A 12,591-nucleotide genomic window follows, 5' to 3' on the forward strand; every position below is an offset into this window, starting at 1 on the left:
AGGTCATTCGCGTCTCACGACGGATTGCGCCAGTCGCCGGCGCGCGGTTTGCGCAGACCCAGATGGCTGCGCAGCGTGCCGTCCTCGTATTCCTTGCGGAACACGCCGCGCTTTTGCAGCTCGGGGATCACGAGACGCACGATGTCTTCATACGTGCCGGGCACATAGGTCGCCGACAGCACGAAACCGTCGCACGCCTTGTTGAACCATTCGATCATCTGCTCCGCCACCTGCGCGCCGGTGCCGACAAAGCACGGACCGTCGCGCAGCGTGCCGCGCCCGGACGCCTCGACGAAATCCTTCACCGACGGATTGCGCTTGCCGCTGACCTGCACCACCTTGTCGCGCAGGCTCTGCCACGACACGGCGGCGAGTTCTTCATCGGTGAACGGCTGATCGTACGGGCGCCCCGCGAAGTCGATGTTCAGCGTTTCACCGATCATCGTGAGTCCATCGATCGGACGCGACAGCGAAGCGATTACGTCGTATTTCTCGCGTGCATCGGCCTCCGTGTCGCCGACGATGATCTTCACTTCCGCGCAAATCTTGATGGAGGCCGGATCGCGCCCCGCCGCTGCGACGCACGCCTTCAATGCCTGGTATTGCTTGATGCCGCTTTCGAGCGTCGGATACTTCGCGAAGACCACTTCGGCCCAACGGGCGGCGAAGTCCAGCCCGCGACCGCTCTGCCCCGCTTGCAATATGACCGGGTGCCCTTGCGCCGAACGCGGCACCGTCAGCGGACCGCGTGAATCGAAGAAGCGTCCCTTGTGATCGAGGCGTGTCACCATCGACGGGTCGGCGAAATAGCTTTCCTGCTTGTCGGCCACGATGGCGCCTTCGCGCCATGTGTCCCAGTGGCCCATAACCACTTCCATGAATTCGTCGGCGCGGTCGTAGCGAACGTCGTGATCGAGGTGCTCGTTGGCGCCGAAGTTCGCGGCCTCCGAGTCGTTCATCGACGTCACGACGTTCCAGGCCACGCGGCCCTTCGTCATCAGGTCGAGCGTGGCGAACAGACGCGCGACGTGGTACGGCTCGTAATATGTCGTCGAATACGTCGCGCCCAGACCCAGGCGGGACGTCACCATGCCCATCGCCATCAGCACCGAGGTCGGTTCGAGCTTGATCGGGCGCACGCCGTAACGCACGGTTTCGCGATGGCTATTGCCATAGATGTCGGGCATCGCCAGGCGATCGTCGAAGAACGCCATGTCGAACTTGCCTTCTTCGAGCGTGCGGGCGACGCGCTGGTAGTACTCGGGTGACAGATAGTCCGTCATGCTCGACGGATGGCGCCACGAACCCGCGTAGTTGCTGCAGTTTTGCGCCTGAAGGAAGGCGACCAGCGCCATTTGTCGTGGCTTTACGGAAGTCATGTGTGGTTGTCCTCGTATTGAATTGAGCAGTGGGATGCACGGAAGCAAAGGTATTCCTAACCAGGTGCCGAGGACAATTTGTACTGTCCGATAGATCTATAGGCATATCGAATGAATCGGCCTCTATGGACGCCGCAACGATTTGGGTATGCTTGTCGGCAAGCCTGATTCGCACCCATTTCGTGCTTCGGACGAGTGAATCCGCACCGCGCGCAGACATTCATCCGCTCGACGAATAGATCCAGCCAGCCGCAATGACCGACGCAATCGTCATTGCAATGACCTTGGCCACTTCCTTCGGAGGAGACACTTCGTGAACGCTTCAACGCAGGCCGCGCATGCCACGCCGGCCGCCGTCGAGGACAACCCACCGCTTTTGCAGACCCGCCACCCGAGCGCCGAATGGCTTGCCAGCGGGCAAGAACCGGCGCTGGAGCCGGGGCGCCGGATCATCGACCCGCATCATCATTTCTCGCATCACTGGGGCGGCTATGGGCTCGACGATCTGCTGCGCGACACCGGCGCCGGTCACAAGGTTGAAGGCACCGTGTATGTGCAGTGCGGCTGGCAATATCGCGATTCGGGCGACGAGCGGCTGAAGCCGGTGGGCGAGACCGAAGCGGTCGTGAAGCTCGCCGAAGCCGCGAAGGCGCGCGGCGCGCAGACCGATGTCGCGGCCGGCATCGTCGGCTATGCCGACCTGTTGCTCGGAGACGCGGTCGAGGACGTGCTGAACGCGCAGATCGACGCGAGCAAGGGCCGCTTTCGCGGCGTTCGTTTCGCGGCCTCGCGCCACGAATCGTTTCAGCACGGCGTGCTGGCGCGGCCGCCTCTCGGGCTCTATGCCGACAAGGCGTTTCATGCCGGCATGCGGCGTCTCGCCAAACTCGGCCTGACGTTCGATGCATGGGTCTATCACACGCAACTGCAGGACGTGATCGATCTGGCTCGCGCGGTGCCCGAAACGACCATCGTGCTCGATCACATCGGCGGACTGCTCGGCGTCGGCCCCTACGCTGGCCGTAAAAAGGCGGCGTTCGACGAATGGCTGCCGTTGCTGGCGCCGCTCGCCGCGTGTCCCAACATCGTGATGAAGATCGGCGGCTACGGAACCACCGTGTTTGGCTACGACTTCGTGAACCAGTCCAAGCCGCCGTCTTCGAGCACGCTCGCCGACGCCTGGCGTCCGACGGTCAACGCGGTGATCGACGCCTTCGGCGCGAACCGCTGCATGTTCGAGAGCAACTTCCCGGTCGATCGCGCCTCCGCGAGTTACGCGACGGTCTGGAGCGCCTTCAAACGACTCGCGGCCAACGCCAGCGAGTCGGAGAAGGCGGATCTGTTCTACAACACCGCCGCGAGAACGTATCGGATCGGTGACGCCGCTCGTTGAATTCGAGACGCACCTCGCGCGACGCGAGCGCACCCGTTCACCACAGCACGCATTCATTCACGCGATGACCCGACCCCGGCACGCTGTTGCCGGGGCAGGATTGGGTCACGCCTGCTTCGAGAGACACCATGCACAGCACCTCTGTTCTACGCCAGCCTGCCGGCAATATCGCGCAAGCCTTGTCGACATTCGCGCACGAGCTGAACCTCGCGGCGATTCCCGAATCCGTCTGGACCAAATCCGTCCATTACATCATCGATGCGATCGGACTCGCGTTCGCTTCGCATCACTTTCCGTTTGCGGGTCCAGGGCTGAACGGCATCCGCGCGGCAGCGGGCTCCGGCAACGGCACGGTGATCGGCGGCGATGCGCATCTCGCCCCGCGCGATGCCGCGCTGGCCAACGGCTACCTGATTCACGGCCTGGACTTCGACGACACCCATCCGGCCAGCATCGTTCATCCGTCGGTCGCCTGTCTGCCCGCCGCGCTGGCGTTGGCCGAATCGACCGACGCCAGCTGGGGGCAAATGATCACGGCCTACGTCGCCGGCATGGAAACCGCGATCCGGCTCGGCCGCGCGGTGAAGGGCGGCTTCCACCACGTCGGCTTCCACGCGACCGGTGTCGTGTCGCACTTCAGTTCGGCTGTCGTCGCGGGCAAGCTGCTTGGCCTGAGTGTCGAGCAGCTCGTCTCCGCGCAAGGGATCGCGGCGAGCACCGCGTCCGGCGTACAGGTCTTTCTCGAGAACGGCGCGTGGACCAAGCGCATGCACCCGGGCTGGGGCGCGCTCGCCGGCATCACGGCGGCGCACATGGCCCAAGCCGGATTCGCCGGTCCGCAACGTCCTTATGAAGGCCGCTTCGGTCTGATCGACACTCACCTGCAAGGATTGGCCAGCGAAGTGGACGCCGATTCGATCGCCGAAGAACTCGGCTCGAACTGGACTATGCTCGACACCTCGATCAAACCCTACCCGGTGTGCCACTTCATTCACGGCTGTGCCGAAGCCGCGTTGCAACTGCGCCGCGAGCTCGGCCCCGACGCGAAGATCGAGCGCATCGTCTGCGAGTTGCCCGAAGCCACGTTGCCCATCGTCGCGGAACCGGCGTGCGCCAAGATCGTGCCGAAGAACGATTATGAAGCCAAGTTCAGCGCGCAATTCGTGGTGGCCGCGTGCCTCGTGCGCAATCGCTTCACGCTGTCGGAACTCAGCGACGAAAGCCTGCGCGACCCGGCCATCCTGTCGCTCGCCGCGAACGCCGAGTGCGTGAAGGAAACCGCGTCGAACTTCCCGAAGTACTTCTCGGGCGCGGTCAGCGTCACGCTCGCCGATGGTAGGACGCTGCGCGCGCATGTGCCGATGAACCTCGGCAGCGGCGAACGCGCGCTGTCGCTCGACGACATCGTCAGCAAATTCCGCGGCAACGCGGGCTTGCGATTGCTCGCCTCGGGTGTCGACAGCGTGCTCGATGCGCTGCTGTCCGCCACGCCCGACACGCCGGTACGGGCCATCACTCGCGTGCTCGGCTAAGCCGCCCGGCGCGCTGACACGCGCGCCGAGACAACTTCACAGCGCGCCACGAGGCCCGGCTATCGCGCTTGCCGGGGCCTCGTCGTTCTCGCGTTACCAACCGCATGGCGCTTTGTCGTCGGCCCGGCTGCCTATAGAATCTCCCACCATATCGGGCCCGCGCGGCGTCGTGCGCAAGACCGTCCCATTCGTCATTCTGTGTTCACAGGCAATACGTCATGGACATGAGGCATCTGCGCTCCTTTGTTGCGGTCGCGGAAGAACTGAGCTTCAGCCGCGCCGCGGAGCGTCTGCACATCTCGCAGCCGCCGCTTTCGCAGCACATCAAAGCGCTCGAAACGGAGATGGGCGTGCAGCTCTTTGCGCGCACCAAGCGCGAGGTCAAGCTCACCGACGCCGGTGCGGTTTTTCTTCGCGAGAGCCGGCTGCTGCTCGATCAGTTGAGCACAGCCGTCAACGCGACCGTGCGCACCGCGAAAAACGATGCGGGCGCGTTGCGCGTCGGTGTAGCCACCGCTGCGCTGTTCAGCGTGATGCCGACCTTTCTCACGCTGATGCGCGAGGCGTTCCCGCACGTGGAGGTTTCGGTGAACGACATGCAATCGCAGGATCAGGTCGTCGCCGTCGCGCAAGGCGTGCTCGATCTCGGCATCGTCCACGTGAGACCGGAACGCATGAAGCTCAATCATGCGCCGATCTTCAGCGAGGCGCTGGTTGCCGTCGTGCCCGATCATCACTGGCTCGCGACCAAGCCGGATTTCAAGCTGGCGGATATGGCCAACGAACCGATAGTGGGTTTGTCGCGCGAACATGGTCCCGCGGTTTTCGATGCGATCGTGGCGTGCTGCCACGCGGCTGGCTTCAGTCCGGAGATTCGGCACACCGCCCGCAATCCGCTGACTATCTTCCAGATGGTGCGTCTCGGCTTCGGCGTTTCGCTCGTGGCGCGTGCGTATACGCTCGGCGCATTTCCGGGCGTGCGCTTTCGAGAACTGCCGGCGACCGCCGGCAGCATTCGCATGGAAGCGATCTGGTGCGAACGCCACGCCTCCGCACTAACGCGCAAGATCTTGGCGTCGATTCTGCCGCGACTAGCCGGGGCGGAAAACGAATAGCGAGTGAGGGTGAGCGACTCGGCCTCACCCACATTCGCCGCTCTTTGACCGTCGCGTTTGTCGACCCGCTCTTCAGGCTGCGGACTTTGCCTTCCCTCCCGCGCGGCCATCGACGATCTGCACGATCGCCGGATGGTAGTTCTGTCCGAACCCGGCATCGCGCGCCTCGCACATCAGTTCGTAGGTGTAGCGCGCGATGTGCGGCTCGAACTCGCCTTGTTTCGCTAGCGTCAACGCGAGGCCGGCATCCTTGATCGCATACAGCAGCGGGAAAACCTTCTCCGGGAACGTGTCGGCCGCCAGCGACTTCATGCCGTGATTGCGCAGCACGAAGCTGTCGGCCGAACCCTTGGACAGCAAGTCGAACAGCACCTGACCATCAAGGCCCGCGCGACGACCGATCGTGATGATTTCGGAAAGCGCATTCACCGTCATGAAGACCATCATGTTGTTGAGGATCTTCACCATCTGGCCCGCACCGACGTCGCCACAGTGCAGGATGTCGCTGCCCATGCATTCGAGCAGCGGACGAATCGATCCGAACAGCGCATCGCCGCCACCCACCGTGATGAGCAACGTACCCTTGACCGCCGCCTCCGCGGTGCGCGCGACGGGCGCGTCGGCATATGCGATGCCGTCCTTCGCCAGCGACTCCGCCAGCGCCCGCGTGCGGGACACGTCGCTCGTGCTCATGTCGACGATCAGGCGCAGCTTGTCGCCGGCCTTGCGCAGTTCCGCGCACACCGTCTCGACCTGATCGATCGACGGCAGCGAAAGGAACACGACGTCGACCTTGCGCGCGAGCGACGCGATGCTGTCTTCCGCCGTGGCGCCTGCTTCCACGAGGCGCGCGACTGCTTCCTTCGACATGTCGAACACATGCACCGGGTGGCCCGACTTGCGCACGAGATTCGTGCACATCGGGCCGCCCATCACGCCAAGGCCGATGAAGCCGATTTGCTGATTTTGACTCATGGTGTCTCCTGAATAGTGGTGTCGCGGATTGCTTTGCAAACACGTTCACGGCGCGCGATCACGCAGCGCGCCGCGAACGTCTCGACGTGCTTTACGTACGGATTGCGAAGGGATCGCGAACGCCGTCCGAGTAATCGATCATGACGTTCTTGGTCGTCATGTATTCGTGCAGACCGGCTTCGCCGCGCTCGCGTCCGATGCCCGATTCCTTGAAGCCGCCGAAGGGCGCCTGCGCGGCCAGCGCGCGATACGTATTGACCCACACACTGCCCGCCTGGATCGCCCTGGAAACGCGCATGACTCGCGCGATATCGCGCGACCAGATGCCGGCCGCGAGACCGTAGCGCGTGTCGTTGGAGATCGCGATTGATTCGGCCTCCGTATCGAATGGAATGATCGCGAGCACCGGTCCAAAGATTTCTTCCTGAGCCAGTTCGCTTTGGTTGTCGATATCCGCGAAGATCGTCGGCTCGATGAAATAGCCTTGATCGAGACCTCGACCCGTGGCGCGCTTGCCGCCCGTCACGAGACGTCCGCCCGCCGCCTTCGCGGCCTCGATCGCTGAGAGGATGCGGCGATACTGCGGTTCGTTCGCGACGGCGCCCATCTCGGTGGCGGGATCGAGCGGATCGCCCAGGCGGATCGCGCTGGCGCGCGTCGCCAGCCGGTCAATCACCTTGTCGTACACGCCGCGCTGCACCAGCAGACGCGATCCGGCGACACACGTTTGCCCGGTCGCACCGAAGATGCCCGCCAACGCGCCGACGACGGCCTTGTCGAGATCGGCATCGTCGAAGATGATGTTCGGCGACTTGCCGCCCAGTTCCAGCTTGACTGGAACCAGCCGACGACCGGCGGCGGCGGCAATGTGGCGGCCGACGTTCGGGCTGCCGGTAAAGCTGACCAGCGCGACCCCTGGGTCTTCGACCAGCGCGCGGCCGGTTTCCGCGCCGCCGGTCACGACATTGAACACGCCGGGCGGGAAACCCGCTTCTTCCACTAGCGCCGCGAATTCCAGTGTCGAAGCCGACGCATGCTCGGACGGTTTGACGACGACGCAGTTACCCGCCGCGAGCGCGGGCGCGAGCTTGTTCGCCAGCAAAGCGAGCGGCGAATTCCAGGCAGTGATCAGGCCGACCACGCCGTACGGTTCGAGCGAGAGGTAATCGAGTGTGTTCGGCTGATCGAGCGGCAGTTGCTGCCCGAACAGCTTGTCGGCATAGCCGGCGAAGTAGCGCAGTTGTCGGCCCACCCACAGCATTTGCGGACGCGTTTCGCGCACGATCTTGCCGTTGTCCGTGCTCTCGATGGCGGACATGCGATCGGCGTTCGCTTCGATCAGGGCAGCGAGCTTGTGCATCAGACCCGCGCGCAGCACGCCCGGGCTATGGCGCCAGCCTTCATGAAACGCCCGGCTTGCCGCTGCGACCGCACGCGACACATCGGCTGCGCTCGCATCGGGAATTTCGGCCCACACGGTGCCGGTATAGGGATTGGTACTCGGCAGCATCCGATTGCCGGTCGCATCTTCGCGCCGTCCGCCGATATAAAGCTGGTATCGCTTGACCACATCGTCTCCTGGTTCTTTTGTGGATCACCTGCGTGCGTGGCGCAAACCGCGCGACGCGCTGACGAAGCGAATCTTCAAATGAAGGAGAGCGAGCGTCCAATATCGATTTGGAACTTCTGTTATTTCGATTCGATGGGATGGCCGTGGGATTACGACGCGTGCCCGGTCCCGCGCATGACCCCGGGAAACTGCGTTGAAGAACCATTCTCCGCGGCTAGCACCAAGTTGCGAATATGGGCGTGGACAAGACGCACGCGCTGGCTCGACACGGCGAACCCAGCAGACCCTTGCCGACTGTGCATGACGGGAGACCTCTCTGATGAGCCTTGCGATGAACGCGCCAGTCAATCTGGCCAACCGGTCATGCTGCTTTGCGCCATCTACCCAGCGGAGCTTTTGAGAATCCGAGTGCGCCCAAGCTTCGCCCTGCTCGTCTATGCAAGCTGCTGGCTCAAATGCCATGAACCAGCCGCGTTCCTCTGCGCGATGATCAACAGCCGATGGGCTTTTACTCGCCCTCACAACTCGTACAAGACGCGAAGCGTCACAAGGTGCGGGTATTGCCGATCGACGTCACCATCAGCAACTGGGATTCATTCCTTGAAGGCGACGGTTCGATGGCGCCGGTGCGCCTCGGCATGTCGCTGATCCGGGGCATGCGGGACGAGTCCGCCGCCCGCATCGAGGCCGCGCGAGCCGTGCGTCCTCTCGAGTCGGTCAACGATCTTGCCAACCGAGCGCGCCTCGATCGCCGCGACCTGCAGTTGCTTGCGGACGCGAACGCCCTTTCCGCGCTATCTGGCAACCGACGCGAGGCCTTCTGGCAGGCAGTGGCCGCCGTGCCCGACAAAGACCTGTTGCGCGCGACGACCCGTGAAGAGGCGTTGCCGATGCTCGCCGCGCCGAACGAGGCGCAGGAGATCGTCAGCGACTACCGCTCGACCGGCCTGACATTGAACCGGCACCCTGTCGCGTTGCTACGCGAACGGCTCAACGAGAAGAAGATCTTCGCGGCGTCGAAGCTCGCTACCTATCCGCACGGCAGGCTCGCAAAGGCATGCGGCATCGTCACCGTGCGCCAGCGACCGGGCACAGCGAACGGCGTTCTTTTCATCACCCTGGAAGATGAGACCGGCCAGATCAACGTGATCGTCTGGCCGTCGTTGGTCGAGAAGTTCAGGAAGGAAGCGCTCGGCGCTTCCCTTCTCGGGGTCTATGGCGTCTGGCAGAAGGAAGGCGAGGTAAAGCACCTCGTCGCGAATCGACTTGTCGACATGACCGAACTCCTTGGCAACTTAGCCACGTCGAGCCGTAACTTCCATTGACGCACTGACGGGAACCGACCCGGAAGAGACATTCCCAACATCACAAAGCGGACGTTGTAGTAGGTCTATTGTTTCGGTTCGAACTCGATCCTAACTAACCCTGACGCATCAACCATCTTCATCTTCACTTTTTTCGGCCATGCAGCCGTTCCATTTATAGAAAAAGTCACTCTCAGAACGTCATCGGAACGCCAGGTGATCTTTGGAGAGGGACTGTGATCCGCAAAGTTACCGCATTCCCCGGAATACACCTCATACCGCTTCTTCAGTTTAGCTTGAGGTTGGTCTTTGGGAGATGGGATGACCAGCAATGCCTCGTCGCAGTAGGGTGAAATGCCACCCCCGCCCACCCATGTGAGCAGCACGGCTTGGTATTGTCCCGAAGGTGAGGTGAAGGATTTCATCCCGTCCGGCTTCGATTCCTCCGTCGATGCAGAGCAGTAAGCAACAGTCGCTAAGACGACACAGCTCGACGCAAAAGCAACCGTTTTTTTTCCACGAAGCATTTTTGATTTATGGATCGGTACTACGTTGTACGTCATCGGTGCAGCGATTCTTATCATCCTATTCGCCATGTCGAACGGCCGCTAATGGCCGACAGCAGTAGCCAATTTGCGTCGGCGAAACCGGCTCGCTGAAAAGCTGCCTCGGCGGCCAGCGTCGTCCCGACGCGTTTCCACGCTAAAGATTCAGTGGTCGCTGCCGTATACCCGTGAGCGCTAGCCAACACGACTACAACCCAGCTCTCTGCCTATGCCTCTTCCGAACGGCGTCTATCCAACCGGTGCCATCGAACCGATCTGTCCGTCGGCGACGTGGATGGGAAATCGCGGTGAGATTCATAACCAGCGCGGCGATATCGTCCGCCAATTCAAGACGAAGTCTTGGGTCACATGCAGGTTGTCCTACAAGGGGTGGACTCGGAAACCGCTAATGCAGCCCGGCCGGTATACGGAGCTCTTTTTCCTCGACGAGGCCACGGCACTAAGCGCCGGACACCGGTCGTGTGCGATGTGCCGCAACACCGAATATGTCAGCTTCAAAACGCATTGGTTGAGCGCAAATGCTTTCTCAGCGAACACCCCTGTGGCCGATATTGATAGGGCGATGCACGCTGAGCGCATGAGTCGCTCGAAGAGTGAGGCGTGGCAACAATCGCTGGGTTCGCTTCCGAGCGGGGTCGTCATCCTTTCCAATGACGCCCCTTTCTTGTGGATCGGCGACCGGTTGTTTCCCTGGACCAGCAATGGTTACGGGCAAAGTGTCGAGCCTGGCTGCGGTGCGGCTACGGTCCAACTGCTCACGCCTCCTTCGGTCGTCAACGCGATCAGAAACGGTTACCGCGTACAAGTTCACTCAAGCGCCGATGTCTCAATGCCGCATAGTTTGTCTAAGCCGTTATGACCGCCTACCTCGATGACAACCGCGAAAGCGATGGCTCCCTAGTTGCGTTCGAACGCGTATCGCTGTCTGCAAACAATGGCCGCAGCGAACGCTGGTTGCAAGAGCGTCTATTCTCCCACCCGAGCTTGCTGCCGATCGTCGAAATGTTCGGGTATGGCGAGGACTTCGTGCCACTCTGTCGCGAACTGCCGCTCCGTTACGGGTCATCGAAGGTCTTCCTCGACCTGCTTGGCGTATCGCCCACAGGCAAACTCGTGTTGGTCGAGTGCAAACTGTGGAGAAATCCCGAGGCGCGCCGCGAGGTCGTAGCGCAACTGTTCGAGTACGCGTCACTGCTTGCGGAATGGACCTACTCGGACCTCGAGGCGCGCTTGAAGCACGCTCGCGGTCTTTCCGGTGACAACCCAATTTTTCATGCCGTGAGAAGTCGTTACCCCGCGCTTGATGAAGCCGCGTTTGTCGACGCGGTGAACCGTTCGCTCGCGAAGGGGGACTTTCTCCTTGTCATTGCGGGCGATGGAATCAGAAGTGATCTGCACGCGTTGCGCCGATCCCTAGCCTCCCAGGCGGGGCTTCTCTCGCGGGTCGCGTTCGTCGAGATAAAGATCCTGAGGGACGCAGCAGGGCGAACCTTGCTTGTGCCATTTGTACCGTTGCAGACCGAGATCGTGAAGCGGGAGGTGTTCGTTAGCATCGACGGTCACTCGGTGGAACGACTGTCGTCGCCTACTCGCACAAACTCGACCGAACCGCCGGAGAAGCCATCGACGGTCGGCTCGCGCCTCGAAAATCGCGCGTTCTGGGACAAGTTCATCGCCGCCGTTGAGTTCGACCACCCTGACCAGTCGCCACCGCGTCACGGAGGGAACAACTGGGTAAAGATAGATATGCCCGGCCCAGTCTCGCACTTGGTCGCATATAGAGAAGCCGCGTCTTCTGCAGGTTTCGCGCTGAAGTTCGTTGGTCAGGAAGGTCGCGAAGCATTGGAGATACTGCTTGAAGATCAGAGCGCCTTGGAGCAAGAGATAGGAGTGCCTCTTCACTTCGAAATCAGCGGCGAGCGACAGGACAGTGAGCGGGTCGTTGGCGTCCTATTGATCAAGCACCCAACGATCGACAATGCGAGCCAAAAGGACGAAGCAGAACTCGCGTGGCTATGCACGACAGCTAACAAGCTAGTGAACGCGTTGCGACCTCGTCTGGCGGCGCACGCAAGTCTGTAATGAGAAGCGGTTGTCCGAGAAGCTCTGGAAGTGTGTCGGCGCCGCGCTCACGAGCGTCTGCGACGTCTGGCAGATTGCGCTCACGCGATGACATTAGATGCACGTGAATTCCTTTTAACCGCAAGCACATTGCGTATTTCGGACGAAGGTGACCGGCCGTTTCGGGATCGTGACCGGCGATTTCGGCAACGTGACCGGCCGTTTCGGGAACGTGACCGAACGAACCGGACGGCAGGACTGGCGTTGCGCATGACATCAACCACGCGAGCTATGCTCGCCGGCTTTTGCCGGAGAGAGCATGCCCGCGCACCGGATGAACATGCGCATGATCAAGGATGTTTTACGACTTAAGTTCGACGGCGGTTTCTCGCATGATCGAATCGCCGCGTCGCTGGGCATTTCCAAGGGCGTGGTCACGAAGTACGTCGGATTGGCGGGTGCCGCCGGGCTGGATTGGGCGATCGCCTGTGATATGGACGAAGGCGAGCTCGAGCGACGGCTTCTTGGCAAGCCCACCGGACCTGCAGCCTATGCACAGCCCGACTACGGTCGCATTCATCAAGAGCTGCGCCGCAAGGGCGTGACGCTGACGTTGTTGTGGGAATGAAATGAGCGCCTCCCGCCCTGCGCCGACGCTATAACTACAACAGCGGCGGATTCTCGATTTCGTTTGGG

At 62.0% G+C, this 12,591-nt stretch carries 9 protein-coding genes and 2 pseudogenes; 7 read left to right on the forward strand and 4 right to left on the reverse strand.

The annotated features are described in order from the left end of the window. Nucleotides 1-14: 14 nt before the first annotated feature. The gene (locus NCT05_RS31840) at nt 15-1,379 is read right to left on the reverse strand and encodes an LLM class flavin-dependent oxidoreductase (RefSeq protein ID WP_250504035.1); all 1,365 of its coding nucleotides are present in this window, start codon (nt 1,377-1,379) and stop codon (nt 15-17) included. A 313-nt stretch (nt 1,380-1,692) separates the two neighbouring features. On the opposite strand from NCT05_RS31840, the gene NCT05_RS31845 reads away from it, so the two are divergent. The 3 genes from NCT05_RS31845 (at nt 1,693) to NCT05_RS31855 (ending at nt 5,419) form a co-directional block, all read left to right on the forward strand. Continuing rightward, nucleotides 1,693-2,772: an amidohydrolase family protein gene (locus NCT05_RS31845; protein WP_250504036.1), complete on the forward strand. Its 1,080-nt coding sequence runs from the start codon at nt 1,693-1,695 to the stop codon at nt 2,770-2,772. Nucleotides 2,773-2,900: 128 nt separating this feature from the next. After that, the gene (locus NCT05_RS31850; protein ID WP_250504037.1) at nt 2,901-4,304 is read left to right on the forward strand and encodes an MmgE/PrpD family protein; all 1,404 of its coding nucleotides are present in this window, start codon (nt 2,901-2,903) and stop codon (nt 4,302-4,304) included. 218 nt (nt 4,305-4,522) lie between these two features. Continuing rightward, nucleotides 4,523-5,419, forward strand: coding sequence for a LysR family transcriptional regulator (locus NCT05_RS31855; RefSeq protein WP_250504038.1), 897 nt, complete (start codon nt 4,523-4,525; stop codon nt 5,417-5,419). 72 nt (nt 5,420-5,491) lie between these two features. On the opposite strand, the gene NCT05_RS31860 is transcribed toward NCT05_RS31855, so the two are convergent. Then, nucleotides 5,492-6,394, reverse strand: a complete 903-nt coding sequence (locus NCT05_RS31860) for an NAD(P)-dependent oxidoreductase (protein WP_250504039.1) — start codon at nt 6,392-6,394, stop codon at nt 5,492-5,494. A 91-nt stretch (nt 6,395-6,485) separates the two neighbouring features. Continuing rightward, a complete protein-coding gene (locus NCT05_RS31865) occupies nt 6,486-7,964 on the reverse strand; it encodes an aldehyde dehydrogenase (protein ID WP_350030097.1) in 1,479 nt (492 codons plus the stop codon). 417 nt (nt 7,965-8,381) lie between these two features. Between NCT05_RS31865 and NCT05_RS31870 the strand changes: the two are divergent. Further along, a pseudogene (locus NCT05_RS31870) lies at nt 8,382-9,289 on the forward strand (helix-hairpin-helix domain-containing protein); the annotation flags it as partial. Between the two features lie 65 nt (nt 9,290-9,354). Here NCT05_RS31870 and NCT05_RS31875 read toward each other — a convergent pair. After that, nucleotides 9,355-9,831 carry a hypothetical protein gene (locus tag NCT05_RS31875; RefSeq protein WP_250504040.1) on the reverse strand — a complete coding sequence of 159 codons (477 nt, stop codon included), beginning with the start codon at nt 9,829-9,831 and terminating at the stop codon, nt 9,355-9,357. A 211-nt stretch (nt 9,832-10,042) separates the two neighbouring features. Here NCT05_RS31875 and NCT05_RS31880 point away from each other — a divergent pair, with 211 nt between their 5' ends. From NCT05_RS31880 to NCT05_RS31890, 3 genes and pseudogenes are all read left to right on the forward strand, one after another. Next, the gene (locus tag NCT05_RS31880) at nt 10,043-10,693 is read left to right on the forward strand and encodes a hypothetical protein (RefSeq protein ID WP_250504041.1); all 651 of its coding nucleotides are present in this window, start codon (nt 10,043-10,045) and stop codon (nt 10,691-10,693) included. After that, nucleotides 10,690-11,916, forward strand: coding sequence for a PDDEXK family nuclease (locus NCT05_RS31885; RefSeq protein WP_250504042.1), 1,227 nt, complete (start codon nt 10,690-10,692; stop codon nt 11,914-11,916). Before NCT05_RS31880 ends, NCT05_RS31885 begins: the two co-directional genes overlap by 4 nt. 319 nt (nt 11,917-12,235) lie before the next feature. After that, nucleotides 12,236-12,520, forward strand: a pseudogene (locus NCT05_RS31890) (IS21 family transposase); the annotation flags it as partial. Nucleotides 12,521-12,591 lie beyond the last annotated feature (71 nt).

The organism is Caballeronia sp. AZ7_KS35, from assembly GCF_023631045.1.
In the GTDB taxonomy this organism is placed as follows: domain Bacteria; phylum Pseudomonadota; class Gammaproteobacteria; order Burkholderiales; family Burkholderiaceae; genus Caballeronia; species Caballeronia zhejiangensis.